The organism is Vibrio ordalii ATCC 33509 (assembly GCA_000257205.1).
GTDB lineage: Bacteria > Pseudomonadota > Gammaproteobacteria > Enterobacterales > Vibrionaceae > Vibrio > Vibrio ordalii.
Genome location: AEZC01000081.1, coordinates 1 through 19,859, shown reverse-complemented (window position 1 = coordinate 19,859; position 19,859 = coordinate 1). Strand labels below are relative to the sequence as shown.

Here is a 19,859-nt window from a genome sequence, read left to right as displayed (position 1 = left end):
ACCTCGCTACACTGAATAGACTGCACGAAGTGCGATTGCTGCATATACCGGACAAAAGTGATTTAGAGACTGAAATTACCGAAGTAGCGCATCTGATTAACCAGTTGCCTGCGAACGTCAACATTCGGCTAAGCGCCTTCCAACATCACGGTGTGGTCGGCAAGGCCTTAACTTGGCAGCCATGCAGTGAAGGTGCAATGCTGCAATTTCATCAAAAACTGGCCGCTCAAGTACAGCGAACTATTTACCTGCCGACACTCTACGCCTAGCGTCGAAAACCACCATACCCATAGGCTATCTATTAGATTAATAACCCTTACCATTTTGCCTAATGCATAACGCTCACCTATGCTTATCCAAACAGGCACCAACCGTTTAACAAAAGGCCGAACACTCGCTCTCATCACGTAAAAAGGAAAGCATCATGATTGAATGGGATTTCTTACATCTTTTCGATACTCAAGAGCTCTTTATCTTTTATTAACGAGAATCAATATTATTAACGAGAGCTAACCTCATTTTAAATAGTAGCCGCAATTTCACCTTCAATATCCTTTTGCGGCTCTTTTTGTACTGGCGGAACTTGTCCTTCCTCTACAGCGTGTTGGTAACATCCACTCAGCTTAATGGCTAAATACATGTCCGCACGGATGACAATGCCACCATCCCCAGTTGAAATCCCGGCAATTTTGCACCATTTTTTCAGGCTACGCTTACGCCCCGCCAACACTAAGCGAATACCACGTTTTTTCAGAATGCTTTGCACGTCCGATAACATCGCCATGACGCTTAAGTCTAAATGAGTAAAACTCGACACTGCATCAATAATTACGCACCCTACACTTAAGCCCGCCGATTCAGTGTGAAATAAAATTCGACGTTTAAAGTAAGGCGCATTGAAATAAGTCAGCGGAGAGTTGAAACGATAAATCACCAAACCCGGTATTGGTTTCGCCTTCGCTGACGTATCAATCGTGCGAATCGTTCCTTTATCATCCAGACCTAATGTTTGATCACTTGGCCGCATCACGGTGCGTAAGAACTGAAACAGACCCAGTAATACCGCAAGAGTGATGCCGGGGATAACGCCAATAACCAATACGGCGATGAAGGTTAAGCTTGCCAAATAAAAGGCGTCTTTATCACGCTTGTGTAAACTCCAAATCCCTTTCAGATCCAACAACGATATAGACGCGATAATCAACACCACCCCCAATGCAGCAATCGGAATGTATTGTAGTGGCTGATACGCCACAATCGCGACAAATCCAATCACAATCGCTGCAATAATCGAGACTAACTGCGATTTTCCACCATTAGCGTCATTCACCGCTGTGCGTGAATCCGCTCCACTGATGGCAAAGCCTTGTGAAAATGCAGAGGCAATATTGGCGAATCCAAGCGCACGAAACTCTTTATCGGCATCAATATCGTAGCCATTTTTTGCTGCAAAACTGCGCGCAGTAAGCATCATACTAACAAAGCTCACCATCGCTAAGTTCAGAGCAGGCATGACTAATTCACGACTCACTCCTAAATCAAATTGAGGCGTTTGAAAGACAGGTAATCCACCTTGAATAATACCAACCACTTTAATACCAAGATTCTCAGCCCCCACAAACCACACCCAACAAGCGGCTACAATAATAGCCAACATTGCTGCTGGCCAATTGGGTCTGACACGCTTACACAGAAAATAAACGATTGTTGTCAGCATACTAATAAATAAGGTTTGCCAGTGTAGGTCAATCAGTAGAGATGGCGCTTCTATGATACGTTCAAGTAGATATCGTTGCTCATATTTCAAGCCAAATACCTTGGCAAATTGGCCCACAATGATGGTTAAAGCAACGCCGTTTAATAGCCCAAGTAAAATAGGGCGAGAGAGAAAATCAGCCAAAATACCGAGTTTAAAACGACTCGCCAGCAAGCACCACATCCCCGTCATCGCCGTCATTGTCATGACCAACTGCCAGTGTTTGAGAGGATCGCCCATCGCCAGTGGGGTAACCACTGCCGCAATCACCGCGCAAGTTGCCGCGTCTGGCCCTAATATCAACTGCCTAGACGTGCCAAAAATTGCGTACACCAACATGGGTAATACACAAGAATATAAACCGACAATCGCGCTGACTCCGGTAAGCTGCGCGTACGCAATCGCGACGGGTAGTGCAACCGCCACCACAGAGAGTGCCGCACGCATATCATCCATTAACCAGCGAGTTTCGTAGCCTTTAAGTTGGTGTAAACCCGGCATCCACTGCTGTACAAATGCACTATTCAAGTCGCTTCCCTCCTTACTACATTGTCACGACACGCTTTATCTAAGCATAACTCATTGCTAATAAACTAGCGCTTATAATTGGCTGATTTTATTGAAGTATGAGAAAAAGAAAAAGTGCAGGAAAAAGATCGCCTCCATAGGTCGACTTATGTGAAAATAACCCACTCCATTTCACTCGCCTAAAGTTGTACTTATGAAATTTCAAGCTGCCATTTTTGATATGGATGGACTGTTACTCGACACCGAACGTGTCTGTCTTACGATATTCGAACAAGCTTGCGACGCGGTTGGCGTCCCATTTTTAAAAGAGGTTTATCTCTCGGCTATTGGTTGCAATGCGGCAGGCATTGAACAAGCACTGCGCGCAGGCTACGGGCCAGAATTGGACTATCCGGTATTGCATACGGAGTGGCGTAAACGTTACGATGCCGTGGTGAAACATCAAGCGATCGCAGTGAAAGAAGGGGTTATCGAATTATTACAATGGTTAAAAACTAATCGTATTCCTACTGCTGTCGCAACATCAACCCAAAAAGACGTGGCACAAATTAAGCTGCATCTTTCAGGCCTTGATCAATACTTTGATTCATTCACAACCGGTTGTGAAGTGACACATGGCAAGCCCGATCCTGAGATTTATCTACTCGCTGCGCAACGTCTTGGCGCTGAACCGAGCCAATGTCTAGCCTTTGAAGATTCTAATAACGGCGTGCGATCCGCCGTGAGTGCGAATATGATCACCTACCAAATTCCTGATCTCGTCGAACCCAGTGAAGAGGTTTTGGCGCTTGGACACCAAGTGGTCCCCTCGCTACATCACGTTTTAACAGCCCTGAAAAACAGTAATTGATCGGTTTTTATATCCTCACTGATTGGAGGTGACTGATAAAGTAACGGGATAGGTGTGAACGAACCCTGCTATTTCGTTCGGCAATGAGAGTATGGTTATGGCTTATAACTACGATTGGTATATAAGTGAGTTATTTTATAGATGAAAAATAATGGCACTCCATTGCCATCTGATCACGTCATCGTATTAATCACGGCTTCTTTTTTCCGTTGTCTGGTATTGATAGTCAACCTTAACAATCGAGCGGTATTCAACAACACCGGGTTTCTTGGCAAAAGATTGAACCATAACTTCAGTATCATTAATCTTTAAACTTCTAGGTAAAACACTGCCTTCCCAAACCGACAATTCATTTGCTAATTTGTTAGCGGGCAGCACCTGTAGCTGCTCGATTTTATCAAATCCTGCGGTGTAAGCTTGCTCTTGGCTAGTGTAGACACCCACATTTAGCGAGCGCTCTTTGTGATTAGTATCGATAGCTGCAAACGCACCAGCGCTGAGAGAAAGAGCTGTAATTCCAAGGATAATATTTTTCATGGTTTTTCCTTTTTGATTTCGAAAGCTGTAGTTAATTTCTAAAATTAATCTATGTTGTCTTACTGAGAGGTACCCATACTATCAATGGTTTTGTAAAGAATCCGTCAAGCAGGGTAAAGCCTTCGAAAACGTATGATGAGGTTTCTTGACATAAACTGACTTACGCAGCCTTTTCTTGATACGATTAGCCTCACCACAGTGCTGTTCTAGTGTATTACGAAAGCCATTAACGACAATCGCAAGGCCACTTACCCCCATTTTTTTGCTTAATGGCTTGTTTTCTGTTGAAACTGCTTCACGCTGCGTTTTTGAGCACTGCGGCGGTTAGCTTGCTTATTGCGCGGTTTGCGCTTCGGTTCACCGCTGGTCGGTTGGTCTGTCACTGGAAAATCGCTCAATGCCTGCAGCGGTAAAGCGCGCTGCGTTAAGCTGCGGATAGCCTCCAGCGCTTGGCTTTCACCATGGCAGACCAGCGAAATCGCCACACCACCTTGACCAGCACGCGCTGTGCGGCCAACGCGGTGAATATAAACTGGCGCACTAGGCGGTAAATCAAAATTGATCACCACTGGCAGCGCCTCAATGTGAATACCACGCGCCAGCAAATCGGTGGCCACCAGCACATCCACTTGATTCACTTTGAAATCGGCTAACGTTTGCTCGCGAATGACTTGATCTTTTTCACCATGCAAAGCCGCCGCACGAATACCCGCTTTGAGTAATTTTTTCGCGACCGCGTCAGCACTATCACGAGCGCTAATGAACACTAATACTTGCTGCCCAGCCCGCTGCTTAATCAGAGCAATTAATGCTTGTGCTTTACTGCCCTTATTCACGAGGTAGAGCTGCTCTTCAATTTCTTCCACCACTTGATTGGCTTGATTCGCCTCTATCTTTACCGGGTTACTTAACACGGCCAATGCCATCTGTTCGAGATCGGCGGCGAGTGTGGCGGAAAACAGCAACGTTTGTTTGGTTTGGGGCATAAAACTGAGCAGGCGTTGTACATCCGGCCAAAACCCCATCTCTAACAGTCGGTCAGCTTCATCTAACACCACACAGTGCATCGACTCCAATGAGATCAGTTGCTGTATGAGTAAATCAAGCAAGCGGCCCGGTGTCGCGACGATTAAATGCGGTAATTTGGCCAACTGCGCAAGCTGCTCTTCTTGGGCCACTCCCCCGCATAAAGTGCATAAGCTAATGCCCATTTTGCTTGCCACAGCACTCAGCTCTTGGCTGACTTGTTGTGCTAATTCACGGGTAGGAACAATAACAACCGATTGAATTTCAAGAGCATTAATTTCAATTTGTTGCAGTAAAGGCAAGCCATAAGCTAACGTTTTACCACTGCCCGTCTGCGCGAAGGCAAGCACATCTTGCCCAGAAAGTACGGCTGGAATAGCCAATTGTTGGATTTTGGTCGCCGTGTGTCGCGACGCAGGCAGCGCAGCCATCAAAGGGACGCTTAAGTTAAGCTTAGAAAAATTCATAAACGACTAGCAGGGTGAAAAAGGTTGCACCGAGTCTAAAGCTATTCATTCTCCATCACAACTGTCGATACGGATCAGGACTGAATCTGGCCGCCAGTACTCAAATTCGCAATCCATGATCTCGCCATCTTGTTTGTAATTGACTCGACAAATTTTCAGTACAGATTGGCCAGCAGCCAAGTTAAGGGCTTTTGCCACATGAAGAGGCGCAGCCGTAGGGATTACCTCAAAACGAGAACGCGTAGTGATGTAACCGTATTTTTGCTGATAGAGATGCGTTAACGAAGCGGTTAAATTTTCCTCTAATATCTTTGGAAACCACTGCGCAATCAGGCAGTTTTCGACAAACAGTACCGCTCGCCCGTCAATCGAGCGCAACCGTTCAATAATATGAATGGGCGTAATTCGGTCAATATCCATCGCTCTTGCATACTCACGAGAAGCCATCACGCTGCGTACCGCAACTAGCTTAGTTTCTGCGATTCGGTGCTGCTCGCGGATCATCTGGTGGAAGTGGCAACGCGATAGCGGGTTATAATGAATTCGCGCCGGAGAGACAAACCAGCCACGCCGCTCTTCTCGGTAAATCAACCCTTCTGTTTCCAGTGAAACCAAAGCGTCTTTAATTGTAATGCGGGTTGTATTAAACAATTCACTCAATTCACGTTCAGACGGCAGTTTTTGCCTGTCATCAAGCATTCCACTACAAATTTGCTCACGAAGGGTGTTTTTAATATTGCCAAGTTGGGTCTTTTCTAAAGGAGCATTTGCCACTGGCAAAGGGCTGCGAAATCTCATGTGTGACCTAGTCCAATAGTATACAGAGTGAATAAACGTCTTTTAGACTACTTAAGGCAGATAACAGATTTATGACAGACTAATTGATTGAATTTGAAATAAAAGTGCAATAGAAAATCATCAAAAATGTCAAATAACAACACCGAAAACGTCACAGTTCTTCCCTAGGATAAAAATCGAACTTACTGACCTAGTCCAGAAGGATAGCGACAATGAAAATCTTATTTACCCGCGCAGCGACTGCCACAGCACTTGCGCTGACTCTTTCAACTTCGGCTTTTGCTAAAGAGGCTGATTTACAATCTTTGATCAACGCAGCGAAACAAGAAGGCCAAGTGTACAGTGTTGGGATGCCCGGCAGTTGGGCCAACTGGCAAGACACGTGGAGCGATTTAGGTAAGATTTATGGCCTAAAACACCAAGATACGGATATGAGCTCAGCGCAAGAAATTGCCAAGTTTGAAGCCGAAAAGAAAAATGCGACCGCCGATATCGGTGATGTTGGCTTTGCATTTGCTCGCGTGGCGGTGAAAAAAGGCGTAACTCAAGCGTACAAACCGAGCACTTGGAATGAGATCCCAGACTGGGCCAAAGATAAAGATGGCCACTGGGCTCTGGCTTATACGGGCACCATTTCATTTATCTCGAACAATAATCTGGTCAAGAATGCGCCAAAAACGTGGAACGATTTGCTCAAAGGCGATTACAAAATCAGTATTGGTAATGTCGGTGTTGCCGCGCAAGCAAATAATGCCGTACTAGCCGCTGCTTTTGCCCATGGTGGCAGCGAAAAGAACCTCGATCCGGCAATCGAATTTTTTGCCAAACTCGCCAAGCAAGGGCGCTTATCATTTACAGACCCAAGTATCGCTAACCTCGAAAAAGGTGAAGTTGAAGTGGCCGTATTGTGGGATTTCAACGCCCTAAGTTACCGTGACCAAATTGACCGTAACCGCTTTAGCGTTAACATTCCGCAAGATGGTTCTGTGATTTCCGGCTACACCACCATCATCAATAAATACGCCAAAAACCCAAATGCGGCCAAGCTAGCACGTGAATACATCTTTAGCGATCAAGGCCAGATCAACCTTGCACAAGGCTATGCTCGCCCGATCCGCAGCAACGTTGCACTGCCTGCTGCGGTACAAAGCAAATTGATTGCTAACGATCAATACCAGAACGTGAGCCCAATTAGCGACTTTAATGCTTGGGAAAAATCAGCTCGCCAATTGCCACGTCAATGGCAAGAAAATGTCATTATCCACCAGCAGTAAGAGGTAACCATGAACAATAAGGTGATCCTTGTTGTTCTTGATGGACTCAATTATTCCGTAGCCCGTGATTGCATGGGCTACTTAAACGGCTTAATTGAGCAGCAAAGAGCAACCTTATACTCTCTACAATGTGAATTGCCTTCGTTATCGCGTCCTTTGTATGAATGTCTACTCACTGGCGTAAAGCCTGTCGAAAGCGGCATTGTTCATAACCACATTGTGCGCCTTTCACATCATCAATCCATCTTCAGTTTGGCAAAAGAGCAAGGGCTGACAACAGCCGCAGCGGCGTATCATTGGGTCAGCGAGCTCTATAACCGCGCGCCTTTTGATGCAACGCGCGATCGTTTTACCTGTGACAAAACACTCAATATTCAGCATGGCTGTTTTTATCACTGGGATCACTATCCCGATGAAGCACTGTTTTTAGACGCCGAACACTTACGTCGTACTCATCAGCCTGATTTTTTACTGATCCATCCAATGAATATCGATGATGCTGGGCATAAGTTTGGCCTTGATTCAGGACAGTATCGTAATAGTGCACGCATGGCCGATGCACTGTTATCTCACTTTCTAGAAAGCTGGCTAAACGATGGCTACCAAGTGATGGTGACCAGCGATCACGGCATGAACAATGACAAGTCACACGGCGGAATATTAACCGAAGAGCGCAACGTCCCGCTGTTTGTATTGGGCGATCAATTTTCGCACCAAGCTTGTGAGATCAAACAAACTGAGCTCTGCGGCCTGTGCTGCCAACTGCTTAATCTTGATCACAATAAGCCCTTTTCTGCGGAGTGCTTAGCATGATCAGTAGCCAAGTTATTAGCAAGCCTAGCGCCGTGCTGAGCCAATCAACGCACTGGGCACGCAAACTCAAACCTGCGTTATGGCTTACTCCTTTTGCGCTGTTTTTCTACTTATTTCAGCTCGCCCCCATGCTGTGGGTTCTGTTCAACAGCTTTATCTCTGACGATCAATGGTCACTAGACCATTATCGCGAAATCTTCAGCTCATCCTTTATTTTGCAAGGGTTGGGCAACAGTTTGTGGCTCGCCATATGGTCCAGCGTCGCGGGCCTTGTGATTGCGGCAATGTTGGTCGCCTCCTTACGCCGAGTCGATGGCAAGCTGCGCGATGGTGTGATCGCCTTTACCAATATGAGCAGTAATTTTGCGGGCGTCCCTTTAGCATTCGCTTTCATTATTATTCTTGGGGTCAACGGCGCACTGACTTTGCTGCTCAAGCAATACGGTTTGATTGAAGAGTTCAACCTATATGGCAAATGGGGACTGCTGGCGATGTATATCTATTTTCAGATCCCTCTTGGCGTGCTGCTGCTCTATCCTGCATTTGATGCGCTCAGTGACGACTGGCAAGCGGCGACGTCTACTCTGGGCGCCAACGGATGGCAATATTGGCAGAAAATCGCCTTGCCTGTGCTTTCACCAGCCCTACTCGGCACCTTGATTATCCTAATCGCCAATGCGATGGGCGCGTATGCCAGCGTCTACGCACTCACATCCGGCAACTACAACGTCATCACGGTACGCATTGCCAGTTTAGTGGCGGGAGATCTGTTCTTAGAGCCCAATTTGGCCGCCGCCATTTCCGTGGTATTGATGCTAATTTTAGCCTTCATTACTGTGATCAATCAGTGGCTAATTGCGAAAAGCTATAGCGCAAGGAACACCCATGCAAAACGCTAATCCTACCCTTGATAAAATCACCTTTCATAAAAGTGTGGTCTATTCCATCGTGGGAGTGATGTTGCTGCCCATTTTAGCCACCTTGGTTTATTCCTTTTCTTCACGCTGGGGCGCAACGATTTTACCCGATGGCTTCACCTTTGACTGGTATCTCAAACTGCTGACCGACCCTCGCTTTCTCGATGCATTTGGCCGCTCATTGTTGATTGGCATCGCTTCTCTGACACTCAGCGCAGTTTTGATTATTCCGGCGATCTTTGTGGTGTTTTACTATTTCCCTCGTCTGGATAAAGTGATGAACCTGCTGATTTTAATCCCTTTTGCAGTACCGCCTGTGGTCTCTTCAGTTGGATTACTGCAACTGTACGCCGATAGCCAATTTCCAATTGTGGGTACACCTTGGATTTTGATTGGCACTTATTTCACCATTGCGCTGCCGTTTATGTACCGTGCAATTGCCAACAGTTTTGAGGCGATCCATCTACACGATCTCATGGATGCCGCGCACCTGCTCGGCGCAAGCACCAGCCGTGCTTTTTTACTGATCGTACTGCCAAACATTAGAAAAGGGTTGATGGCTTCGCTGTTTCTATCCTTCTCTTTTCTACTTGGCGAGTTTGTATTTGCGAACATTTTGGTCGGCACGCGCTATGAAACCTTGCAGATTTATCTCTACAACATGCGTCAGACTAGTGGTCACTTCACCTCCGCGTTAGTGATGACTTACTTCCTATTTATCTTTTTACTGACTTGGCTCGCCAGTCGTTTTAGCCGAGGATCCACTCAATGAATGCCACGACCCACACAACCTCTCGCTCTGATTACGTCCACGTCGCCAACCTCACCAAACGTTTTGGCAACAATACCGTTTTTGAAGGGATTGAATTTTCCATTGAGCAAGGGGAATTTGTCACGCTACTTGGCCCGAGCGGCTGCGGAAAATCGACCTTATTGCGCAGTTTGGCTGGCTTAAATCCCGTCGATGACGGCGAAATTTGGGTCAACGGTGAAAACATCACTAACCAAACACCACAGCAACGTGGCATTGGCATGGTGTTTCAATCCTACGCTCTGTTTCCGAATATGACGGTGGCTGAAAACATCGCCTTTGGCCTCAAAATGCAAGGGCAAGACAGGGCTTACATCAAGCGTGAAGTGCAAAAAGTGGTCGAACTGGTTTCGCTGATAGGGAAAGAAAAACACTATCCCAACCAGCTCTCGGGTGGGCAGCGCCAACGCGTCGCTTTAGCTCGCGCCTTAGTGGTCAAACCGCGTATTTTGCTACTTGATGAACCCCTTTCAGCACTGGATGCCAAAATTCGCAAACACTTGCGCCAGCAGATCCGTGATATTCAAAAAGAGCTCAATCTCACTACCGTATTTGTAACCCATGATCAAGAAGAGGCGATGATTCTCTCTGATCGTATTTTTTTAATGCACCAAGGTGAAATCGTTCAGCAAGGCTCCCCAGAAAGCATTTATACTCAGCCAGCCAATAAGTTTGTGGCCGGTTTTATGGGCCATTACAATTTAGTAGAGGCGGCCACCGCCAAGCAGTTGTTTAACATAGACACGGCGTGGAAAGTGGCTATTCGCCCCGAATCCATCTACGTCAAGGAAGCTGGGCGGAGCTATGGTGCCCATGTTTCTGCGCCGCAACATGGCACCATCAAGCATCACCAATTACTGGGTAACGTGATTCGCTACCATGTGGATGTGCGAGGCTGCGAGCTCACGGTCGATTTACTCAATCGTTCGTCAGAGCGATTATTTGCCACTGGCAGTCAGCTAGAATTACTGTTTAACCTTAACGAAATACAACCTGTGAGAGCCTAAATAGATGCCGACACCTCTATACGTTTTTGATATGGACGACACATTGATTGACGGCGACTGCGCAATGATTTGGAGCGAATATTTGGCCGATAAGGGCATAGCGAGCGACCCTGATTTTGTCGCGCAGGATAGACTGATCATGTCACGCTATGCAAGCGGTGAAATGGACATGGAAGATTACCTCGATTTTGCGATGCAACCGTTGCTCACCCTGCCCACAGAGCAAGTCCAGCGCTTGGCAGACGATTGTGTCGCTACACGCATCGTACCTAGGCTATTTCCTCAAGCCAAAGCACTTATTAAGCAGTTAACGGACGAGCGTATCCAAATGCTCATTATTTCGGCGTCGGTCAGTTTTTTGGTTAAAGCTGTCGCCCGTAAAATAGGCGTTGCAGAGGCGATGGGTATCGATATGGTCATAGAGAACAACCATTACACCACGCATATTTTGGGAACCCCCACCTACCGAGAGGGAAAAGTCACTCGCTTAAATGAATGGTTAGCTGAGCGCCCGCAATACGTGGGTCAAGTGCATTTTTTCACTGACTCGATCAATGATTTACCTTTATGTCTACACGCCGATTTCACCTATTTGGTCAACCCATGCAGGCGCCTCATCCAATACGCGCAGCCCCAACAATGGCCGATATTAAAGTGGGGCTAATCACATCCTCTACTTTTGATTAATTTTGCCGCTTGAGGCGCTGGCGGTAAACTTCTAGTATGAAGACAATAAGTTAACAGACTCTCTCGCCCACGACCCACTTTATGCGCATGATCCGCGGGATTGTGTTGCACGGTGCTAACCTCATGGATCTATGGCGAAATGCGTTATGGATGTTGAGCTTTACCGTTGGTGGGATTATCGTCGCGTCTTTGATATTTAAGAAATCCCTTGACTAACGCCATTCACATTTGAAGGCTCATTTTTAAGCCAAAAGAAGGAGACTAACATGGTAAAGTCACTGATGACCAAAGCGTTATTGTGCGTAGGCCTGATCTCAAATACCTCCGATGCATTGGCATCGGAGCGCTCAACGATAGCATGGCAATGGATTGAAAATGGCGCGCTTTTAGTCGATGTTCGAACCGCAGCAGAATTCGCAGCTGGCCATATTGAAGGTGCGTTAAACTACCCACTTGATACTGTTAGCCGTGCTTTTTCTCACATCGATAAACAACAACCGATTGTGGTTTACTGCCGCAGCGGCAATCGATCAGGCCAAGCTATGGCCTATTTACTCGAGCAAGGGTTCACTCAAGTACATAACGGCGGCGGTTTCGAGGAAATGCTCATTCATCCTTCGGCAATAAAGCCGCTCAATTGATGTTAGCCTACTCACATTCACGTTATCGCTCTGTTTGTTCTTAATTGGCTCTCAAAGCGCAACAGAAAGACAGCGCTTGTTATTCGGCAACAATGATCGATTTTTTGATTGGAACGTAGAAGATGTTCGATAACCAATCTTAACGGTATACAGCATGCAAACGTACAAAACCTTACGCTTGATCCTAGGCGATCAGCTCAATATCAAGCACTCTTGGTTTAACAAAACGGATGATTCCATACTGTACGTGGTAGCTGAACTTAAACAAGAAACAGGCTATGTAAAACACCACATTCAAAAAATCTGCGCCTTTTTTGCCGCGATGGAAGCTTTTGCCGAATTATTGCAAAGTGAGGGACACCAGGTTCTCTACTTGACCCTTGATGAAACTGCCGATTATTTGCAGCTACCACCATTGATTAGCGATCTGTGTCATCAGATCAACGCAGAATACTTTCACTATCAGCTACCTGATGAATACCGAGTTTGGCAACAGTTGCAGGAGCTAAACCTCTCTCATACACAAGTGACTTGTTTTGATACTGAACACTTTTTATTGCCTTTTGACGAGATCACTCAGTATTTTAACACCAACAAAACCACTATTATGGAGCCGTTTTATCGCAAAATGCGTAAGCGATTCGGTATTCTTCTGCAAGATGATCATCAAACGCCTTTGGGTGGGCGTTGGAATTTTGATCACCAAAATCGCAATAAGCTCAGCGTCCAAGACATAGAAAACCTACCCAAACCACTTAGCTTTCAAAACGATGTCAGTGCAATTTATAACCGTTTACAGCATCATAATATTCACGTTTTCGGCCTGTATACTCCTTCATTGTTATGGCCGATTAACCGCTCACAAGCGCTATCATTATTGGCCCACTTTTGTCAGTACGGCTTGCCGATGTTTGGTCGCTTTCAAGATGCAATGACGGCAAAGAGCCCACATCGTTGGAGCCTTTACCATAGCCGGCTCTCTTTTGCACTCAACTGCAAACTACTATCGCCTGCAGAAGTCATTCAAAGTGCACTGATGCGATTTGAGAATGACAATACGATGAATTTAGCTCAAATCGAAGGATTCATTAGGCAAATTTTGGGCTGGCGTGAGTATATTCGAGGCATTTATTGGGCGAACATGCCCCAATACGCCAAGCACAATGCCCTTGACGCTCAACGACCTCTTCCTCACTATTATTGGACAGGGGATACTCGTATGCATTGTGTTAAACAAGCCGTAACTCAATCATTGGAGTTTTCCTACGCACACCATATCCAACGTTTGATGATCACGGGTAATTTTGCACTCCTATCCGGTTGCAAGCCGGATGAGGTGGACGGCTGGTACTTAGGTATTTACATTGATGCATTGCAATGGGTAGAAATGCCCAATACCCGAGGTATGGCTCTGTTTGCTGATGGGGGAATTGTTGCCACCAAGCCTTATGCCGCAAGCGGCTCTTACATCAATAAAATGAGTGATTACTGCAAAGATTGTCACTACCAAGTAAAGAGCCGTAGTGGTCTAAATTCATGTCCATTTAATAGTTTATATTGGCAGTTCATGCTCACTCATCGTGAACGGTTAGCCAAAAATCCAAGGATAGGCATGATTTATAAAAATTGGGATAACACTGAAAACGCCACTCAACAAGCAATCTTAGATCAAGCTCAATACTATCTACACCATATTGAAGAGCTGTAGTTCGCCAGCTTACTGGTCACGTTTTGAACCATAACATCAGCCTCTAATTTTGTGGATCCATCAAACCACGAAATGCTTTGGCATAAGTTTCAACTGTTCAATACGGCTCGACATGGCTGTTTCCACCTCGGCTAACCACTCATAACGTTTAGTATATAGACGGCGTTTATTGCGATTTAGCATCTCAACACCTTTACGGTTTGGCGTGGTTGGCAAACGGTACAAATATTTGCTCATTTTCTCTGCTTCGTACTCTGTCCACAGTTCATCGTAATCAAAGCTTACTGATTTGCGCTTTGAGCCAATATAACGTAAAGCTTGATACATATGGCCGCGGTTAGAAATCGCATACAGGTTCTCAACCCCTAAAATACGCGCTAGCGTCATGATCATTTCAACCATCAGTGCTTTAGTTCTTAAGCCGTGAGTCGTGCGCGTCAAATCTTTAATGATTTGATTACGATCGGTCACACCGCTACTCGGGCCTTGCAATGAACCAATATAGATAGCCTTGCCTTGATCGGAAATATTAAAGCTGATCGAATAAATCTTTTGCCCTTTTTGATCGATTAGCTGTAGCCCCAACGAGCCTTCTCTTATCTCTCCACTGCACAGGCTTAATGAGTAACTTGCCCCATTTTTGTCGCAAAAATCAAAAATAGAAACGCCGGATTCCGAGAAAAACGTCGCCGCATTAAAGCCAAACTGCTCAACTAAGTAGAGAAAATGTTGATTGATATGCTGAGTACGCTCTTTCACCGACCAATTAACGCAAAGATAAGGCTTTAATGGCTTTTCCAAAAACTGTGGGCACTGCCTAAGAACTTCCGCCAATTCTGTACGAGAAAAGAGTGACACCATACTTTTTAGTGCCTGAGCGTTCGTCATTCCCCACAAACAGAAACGCATATTTTTCCTGATCTTAGACCAGCCTTTGGTATTTGGGTAAATCGTTTCAGAGAGTTCAGACAGGCTAAACAGGTAGTCGAGTTTATTTTCAATTATCATAGTATGGACCAGAATTTCAGCAGCTAGGACAGCCTCAAACATTGGGGATTCGCTCATTGAAAATAATGTACAGTGTTTCATTGAGGGGTGCTGTCCTGAGTTTGTATGAAAATGTCAGCCTTCGTCATTAGCTATTTACTTAGCGCGCTAACTAAATTATATTACTTAGCACGCTAAGTAATATGTGACTCGTTATGATTGAAAACACGCACACCCTGAAAGAATTATCACTCGCTGAGCAGTTTGCTCGTCTCTCACGCTTATGGAAAATGGTGGCGGACCGAGAACTCTCACCCTTGGGCCTTACCCATCCTCGTTGGACCGCATTGTGGAAATTACAGCGTCTCGGTGACAACGTCAGTCAAAAAACCTTAGCTGAAGCGTTAGAAATAGAACTGGCTTCTTTGATGCGAACTTTAAAGCAGCTCGAAGAACAATCGCTGATCGAACGTCACTGCTGTCACAACGATAAGCGCGCTCGAATCGTCAGTTTGACGAGTAACGGGCGTGCTCTTATCAAGCAGATGGAAACCCGTATTTTGCAAGTTCGCCAAAACTTACTGGGTAATATTGACGATCAACAATTGCACCAACTGACTCTTACGCTCGAAAAAATCTCACACAACGCTCTAGATACGCTCAGCAAACCGATAGCAACACCTTCAAAGGAACAATAATTACTTATGACACCTGATCAAAAATTTGCACTTTGGATCAAATATTCCATCGTCGCTTTTGTGGCGCTCTTTGCCTATTTTTTGGTGGCCGATTTGGCTATGCCTTTAACACCGCAAGCCATGGCAACGCGGACTGTGACCAAAATATCTCCCCGAGTTAATGGTCAAATCAGTGATGTTTTTGTCACTAATAATCAAACCGTACACAAGGGTGAAGTACTTTTCACCATCGACCCACAACCCTATCAACTGGCGGTAGAGCAGGCCCAACTCAATTATGAACGTGCGGTACAAGGTAACGCTCAATTGGATGCATCGATTGCTGCGGCAGAAGCTAATGTTACGGCAAGCCGTATCGTTGCCGCTCAAAAGTTGCGCGAAGCTAACCGATTAAACACTCTGTTTGCACGCAATGGGACTTCTCAACAACTTAAAGACGATGCACAAAGTGGCGCTACCGCCGCGAAAGCCAATTTGGTTGCAGCGCAAGCTCACCTGCAAGAATTGCACGTCAGTCGAGGTAATAGTGACGAAAGTAACGTCAGCATCCGCGCCGCTTTGAACCAATTGGCGCAGGCCAAGCTAAACCTTGCCTACACACAAACGCTAGCTGAGCAAGATGGCGTCATTACCAACTTACAGCTTGAAACGGGCACCTACGCCGCAGCAGGTACGCCGTTAGTTGCATTGGTGGCGACGGATGTAGACGTGATTGCTGATTTTAGAGAAAAAAGCTTACGCCATTTCCCAGACAATAGCCGCGCCCTAGTTGCTTTTGATAGCAAACCCGGCGAAGTCTTTACCGCGCGTATTCGTAGCCTGGATGCTGGGGTAAGTACTGGTCAGTTTGATGCGAATGGGCGTTTAGCCACTCCAACAGAATCTAATCGCTGGGTGCGTGATGCACAACGCATGCGTGTGCACCTTTCGCTCGATGAAACGATGTCAACATTGCCTTCCGGTGCTCGTGCGACGGTACAGTTGCTACCAGAAAGTGGCCCGTTTGCTTGGCTGGCAAAAATGCAAATTCAGTTTCTGAGCACTCTGCACTACGTCTATTAAGCGGAGTAAAAAATGCGACTTTGGGATCATCCATTATCTGAAAATGATTTTCGCCAATGCGTCAGAATAGCAACAGGTGCGACGCTTGGTTTTACCTTTTGTAAACTACTGGGTTGGAACTACGGGGTATTTTTTACCGTAACACCGATGCTGTTACTGGGCATGGTGCCCGTCATGAATGCGCACGCCGCAAAGCAACTGCTTGCTTCCGCCGTCGTTTGTGGCTTAGAAGTGGCCATTCTCGGGGGGCTGTTTGGCGCTCATCCGGCACTGATGACAATGATCGCTTTTGTACTGTTTCTCTACAAATTTGCTTGTATGTCGAAAGGCAGCTTATTCTTATTTGGAGCGAACAGCGTATTGAGCTTGAGCATCATGCTGCACTTTGCAAGCTACCCCACAACTGATCTTAACGATCTGGTTACCAGCAACTTTATCGCGAATTTGCTTTCGGTAATGGTCGCTTATCTGGTGACATTCTGTATTCCCGACGTACAGAAAAGGCAACCTCCCGCTCATGCAAGCGTGCCCAAAGAGTCACACCGCATGCGTCATGAAGCGCTCATGGGTGCAACCATTGCCACACTCTCTTTCGTTGTGTTTCAAATATTCGATCTGCAAGATTCAATGTCCGCGCAAGCCACAACCTTGTTGCTACTTTTCCCGATGCATTGGAACGGAGCGCTAGGCTACGCACGCAAACGCGCGATGGGTACTCTGCTTGGCGTCACTTTCGGTATTGCGGTCCAACTGCTGCTCTACGATTGGTCAGGTCAGCTTTTATTTGTTATTCCGCTGCTGTGGATAGGTGCGATGCTCTTTAGCTACTGGCATGTAAAAGAATCCAGCGGTTCAGGGGTCGGCTTTGGCTCATTGACTACCTTGGGGATCTTGTTTGGTCAATATTTGACGCCGGGCAATGATTTAATTTTCAGTGCCCTGTACAGAGTCGGCAGTATTTTGTTTGCTATTGTCGCCACATTACTTACAACCTATGTGATCCATCGATTGCTGAATCAATTCAAAGCAACCCAATTTGGCCAGTAATTAAAAACCCTGCACATAGGTGCAGGGTCAACATCACAGCAAACCTTTATTCAAAGGATAAGCGTGCCGAATTTAATACACCCGTTAAACCTTGATAGTGATCCTCCACGACTAAACGCCACTGGCCTTGCACGTTCATTTGTTTCATTCCGCTGAGTGTGAAGCGAACACGATAAGCCGTGTTGCGATCATACTGGTTATACGATTTTAAGTTCCAATAGTAACCATCAGGTGCATACAACTTGACTGAAACATCACCCACAAATGGGTGTTCAATATCAAGTTGAATAGTGGCCGTTTCCGCATTTCCTTGATAAATCACATTAATCGGAAGTGCTAACTCTCCTTGTGCATGATCGGGAATGGCAAAAGGCCCTTGCAAATCATAGATAGCTTGTTGGGGCGAAGTCGGTTCAGTGGGTGACGTTCCTCCTTCATTACTCCCATCTGGACGTGCATAAATCGCCGCAATGTGTGGCGCGCTCAGGCCAATCGCTCGCACCGAGTTCGCGTAGCCAGTGACACCACATGCTTGACCTTTACACACTTTGCTTGGGTTAGAGAATGTGTAAGAACGGCTATGAATACCAAATAAGAAACCATAGGCCATGGTCGTCGCAAATTGGCCTTGAACCCCATAACCATACGCATCTTGCTCTGTACCATTTGAAAGATGAGGTTCGCCATTGTACTGTTCATGAGCATGGTTCAAGCCCAAATTGTGGCCTAATTCGTGAATAAACGTATCATCGCCACACTCATTCAAATAGCTATGACTGTACATTCTAGATTGCGCATAACGCGCACTATTGTTCCAATACGCGGCAGGGATTATCCATGCTAGACCACAGCTCAGCATGTAAGTACCATTGCCTTTATCTTCATAATCAGGAGAATTTTTAATATCTAGATTACGAAACAGCGCCACCATATCCGCGCCAACCTGCTTACGATATTGCTCAATATCGGCAAACGCCGGATCTTGTTTATTGCCGGGAGTAATCGCATCAAGCGCCTGCTCTTGCGATTTTTTCAGCCCTCTTTGCGTATCGTATTTTACTTCTTTCGTGCCAATTAAGTTGACTTTGATGTCCAGACCACTTTGACGCAGAATTTCATTTCCCACGTTAAATCGGTGCTGGATTTCAGCCACGTGATCTTGCTGAAACCACTCAGCCGTGCCAGGTGTGTAAACACCTAGAATATCAATTTCTGTGGTTGCGCTACTCGGTAACGCATGCGTTGCTAACACCACGGCTAATGCCAATGACGCTATTTTCATAGAAAACTCCTACATTATTTATTTTATTAACACACAAAGCCGTGCGTTTGAGGTATCAATGGCTGGTCGAGGTTTCGTCATAGCCATGATTCGGTGGTACTCGGTAAACCCATGCTTCACTGCCGTTACCTTCAAGCTTGACTTGGCCACTGGGATGACCAATAAAACCAAGTATTGCCGTTTTGCCGAAAGTGAATGTGGCCGGGTAAACTTCCCCGTCGAGTTCAAACTGCCCAGACCAAGTCCGGACGCCTTCATTCTGAGTTTCTGATGAAGTGACTTGGATATTGACTGGCTGGTTATCAGGCATAGTGACCGTGACAGCATCGCCCGTTGCCAGAACTCGGAATTGTTCAATATTTTCGATTTCAATCGCTTTGATTTCCGTCACTGCATCACTTTTCGGCCTAATGGCTTGCAACGCTGGGCTTGGGTTGATGTCGTGCCATACTTCATCAACGGTTTGTGCCGCAAGCATGCGCTCTTCAGTGATAGGCCTAGAATCAAGAGCAGAATGAGTATCTCCAGCGCTCAATGCATCTTCTCGTGGTGGCTTCATCAGCTGACGCTCATCAGCAACTGTTGCGGATTTAAAATCAGTATCCTCGTTATTATTCGGTGCTTTTAGAGCAGGCACTAATGTTAATGAACTATGGCTAACGTAATATTTATTAACAATGAGGCCGAATATTACCAATAACAAAATGGTCATTATCTTAACTTTCAAGTTTTATATCTCCGACAATTAGATTTGGCATATATATAGATACATAAGATGTGTGAATACAATTCAACAACGTGATCTTAAGTCAATAAAGTTAAGGTTAAATATAGTCAAACTTTATAGATTTGAATGATGATCTAATTTTCAAAAAAATGAATGCAATGCGCTAAATAAAATATCAAGCCAAAAGGAAACCATAGCCCGTAATTAATAATTTAGTTATTATCGTTTGATGACAA

At 45.7% G+C, this 19,859-nt stretch carries 19 protein-coding genes and 2 pseudogenes; 14 read left to right on the top strand and 7 right to left on the bottom strand.

The window, feature by feature from the left end; all coding sequences use genetic code 11:
- Positions 1–269: pseudogene (locus tag VOR_RS16805) on the top strand (YjjW family glycine radical enzyme activase); the annotation flags it as partial.
- Positions 270–520: 251 nt separating this feature from the next.
- Here VOR_RS16805 and VOR_RS0105100 read toward each other — a convergent pair.
- Entirely contained in the window at positions 521–2,257 is a 1,737-nt protein-coding gene (locus VOR_RS0105100; protein ID WP_050946483.1) for a SulP family inorganic anion transporter, read from the bottom strand.
- Positions 2,258–2,477: 220 nt separating this feature from the next.
- Here VOR_RS0105100 and VOR_RS0105095 point away from each other — a divergent pair, with 220 nt between their 5' ends.
- A complete protein-coding gene (locus tag VOR_RS0105095) occupies positions 2,478–3,134 on the top strand; it encodes an HAD family hydrolase (RefSeq protein ID WP_010318646.1) in 657 nt (218 codons plus the stop codon).
- 186 nt (positions 3,135–3,320) lie between these two features.
- Here VOR_RS0105095 and VOR_RS0105090 read toward each other — a convergent pair whose 3' ends face one another.
- The 3 genes from VOR_RS0105090 to VOR_RS0105080 all read right to left on the bottom strand — a co-directional run bounded on the left by VOR_RS0105090 (position 3,321) and on the right by VOR_RS0105080 (position 5,962).
- Positions 3,321–3,671 carry a DUF3316 domain-containing protein gene (locus VOR_RS0105090; RefSeq protein WP_010318645.1) on the bottom strand — a complete coding sequence of 117 codons (351 nt, stop codon included), beginning with the start codon at positions 3,669–3,671 and terminating at the stop codon, positions 3,321–3,323.
- A 266-nt stretch (positions 3,672–3,937) separates the two neighbouring features.
- Positions 3,938–5,164 (bottom strand): DEAD/DEAH box helicase, encoded by a 1,227-nt coding sequence (locus tag VOR_RS0105085; protein ID WP_029626923.1) that lies wholly within the window; start codon positions 5,162–5,164, stop codon positions 3,938–3,940.
- 45 nt (positions 5,165–5,209) lie between these two features.
- Positions 5,210–5,962 carry a UTRA domain-containing protein gene (locus tag VOR_RS0105080; RefSeq protein ID WP_010318643.1) on the bottom strand — a complete coding sequence of 251 codons (753 nt, stop codon included), beginning with the start codon at positions 5,960–5,962 and terminating at the stop codon, positions 5,210–5,212.
- A 212-nt stretch (positions 5,963–6,174) separates the two neighbouring features.
- Here VOR_RS0105080 and VOR_RS0105075 point away from each other — a divergent pair, with 212 nt between their 5' ends.
- The 9 genes and pseudogenes from VOR_RS0105075 to VOR_RS0105040 all read left to right on the top strand — a co-directional run bounded on the left by VOR_RS0105075 (position 6,175) and on the right by VOR_RS0105040 (position 13,820).
- Positions 6,175–7,236, top strand: a complete 1,062-nt coding sequence (locus tag VOR_RS0105075; RefSeq protein WP_010318642.1) for an ABC transporter substrate-binding protein — start codon at positions 6,175–6,177, stop codon at positions 7,234–7,236.
- Positions 7,237–7,245: 9 nt separating this feature from the next.
- Positions 7,246–8,049 carry an alkaline phosphatase family protein gene (locus VOR_RS0105070; protein ID WP_010318641.1) on the top strand — a complete coding sequence of 268 codons (804 nt, stop codon included), beginning with the start codon at positions 7,246–7,248 and terminating at the stop codon, positions 8,047–8,049.
- Positions 8,049–8,948, top strand: a complete 900-nt coding sequence (locus VOR_RS0105065) for an ABC transporter permease (protein ID WP_029626921.1) — start codon at positions 8,049–8,051, stop codon at positions 8,946–8,948. The genes VOR_RS0105070 and VOR_RS0105065 overlap by 1 nt, the downstream gene beginning before the upstream one ends.
- Positions 8,935–9,738 (top strand): ABC transporter permease, encoded by an 804-nt coding sequence (locus VOR_RS0105060; protein ID WP_010318639.1) that lies wholly within the window; start codon positions 8,935–8,937, stop codon positions 9,736–9,738. Before VOR_RS0105065 ends, VOR_RS0105060 begins: the two co-directional genes overlap by 14 nt.
- A complete protein-coding gene (locus VOR_RS0105055; RefSeq protein WP_010318638.1) occupies positions 9,735–10,784 on the top strand; it encodes an ABC transporter ATP-binding protein in 1,050 nt (349 codons plus the stop codon). Before VOR_RS0105060 ends, VOR_RS0105055 begins: the two co-directional genes overlap by 4 nt.
- Positions 10,785–10,788: 4 nt before the next feature.
- Positions 10,789–11,448, top strand: coding sequence for an HAD family hydrolase (locus VOR_RS0105050; protein WP_010318637.1), 660 nt, complete (start codon positions 10,789–10,791; stop codon positions 11,446–11,448).
- Positions 11,449–11,537: 89 nt separating this feature from the next.
- Positions 11,538–11,687: pseudogene (locus VOR_RS19250) on the top strand (ABC transporter permease); the annotation flags it as partial.
- Positions 11,688–11,737: 50 nt separating this feature from the next.
- Positions 11,738–12,112 carry a rhodanese-like domain-containing protein gene (locus VOR_RS0105045; RefSeq protein ID WP_010318636.1) on the top strand — a complete coding sequence of 125 codons (375 nt, stop codon included), beginning with the start codon at positions 11,738–11,740 and terminating at the stop codon, positions 12,110–12,112.
- Positions 12,113–12,266: 154 nt separating this feature from the next.
- The gene (locus VOR_RS0105040) at positions 12,267–13,820 is read left to right on the top strand and encodes a cryptochrome/photolyase family protein (protein WP_010318635.1); all 1,554 of its coding nucleotides are present in this window, start codon (positions 12,267–12,269) and stop codon (positions 13,818–13,820) included.
- Between the two features lie 60 nt (positions 13,821–13,880).
- On the opposite strand, the gene VOR_RS0105035 is transcribed toward VOR_RS0105040, so the two are convergent.
- On the bottom strand, positions 13,881–14,909 hold the full coding sequence (locus VOR_RS0105035; RefSeq protein WP_029626920.1) for a VirK/YbjX family protein: 1,029 nt from the start codon (positions 14,907–14,909) through the stop codon (positions 13,881–13,883).
- A gap of 113 nt (positions 14,910–15,022) precedes the next feature.
- On the opposite strand from VOR_RS0105035, the gene slyA reads away from it, so the two are divergent.
- The 3 genes from slyA to VOR_RS0105020 are packed head-to-tail and all read left to right on the top strand — an operon-like array spanning position 15,023 to position 17,614.
- Complete coding sequence (gene slyA / locus VOR_RS0105030; protein ID WP_010318633.1) at positions 15,023–15,505, top strand: transcriptional regulator SlyA; 483 nt, start codon at positions 15,023–15,025, stop codon at positions 15,503–15,505.
- 6 nt (positions 15,506–15,511) lie between these two features.
- On the top strand, positions 15,512–16,567 hold the full coding sequence (locus tag VOR_RS0105025) for an HlyD family secretion protein (RefSeq protein WP_010318632.1): 1,056 nt from the start codon (positions 15,512–15,514) through the stop codon (positions 16,565–16,567).
- A 12-nt stretch (positions 16,568–16,579) separates the two neighbouring features.
- Positions 16,580–17,614, top strand: a complete 1,035-nt coding sequence (locus tag VOR_RS0105020) for a DUF2955 domain-containing protein (protein WP_010318631.1) — start codon at positions 16,580–16,582, stop codon at positions 17,612–17,614.
- A gap of 46 nt (positions 17,615–17,660) precedes the next feature.
- Here VOR_RS0105020 and VOR_RS0105015 read toward each other — a convergent pair whose 3' ends face one another.
- Both VOR_RS0105015 and VOR_RS0105010 read right to left on the bottom strand, forming a co-directional pair.
- A complete protein-coding gene (locus VOR_RS0105015; RefSeq protein ID WP_010318630.1) occupies positions 17,661–18,896 on the bottom strand; it encodes a zinc-dependent metalloprotease family protein in 1,236 nt (411 codons plus the stop codon).
- 55 nt (positions 18,897–18,951) lie between these two features.
- Positions 18,952–19,608 (bottom strand): protease inhibitor BamI-like protein, encoded by a 657-nt coding sequence (locus tag VOR_RS0105010; protein ID WP_010318629.1) that lies wholly within the window; start codon positions 19,606–19,608, stop codon positions 18,952–18,954.
- Positions 19,609–19,859 lie beyond the last annotated feature (251 nt).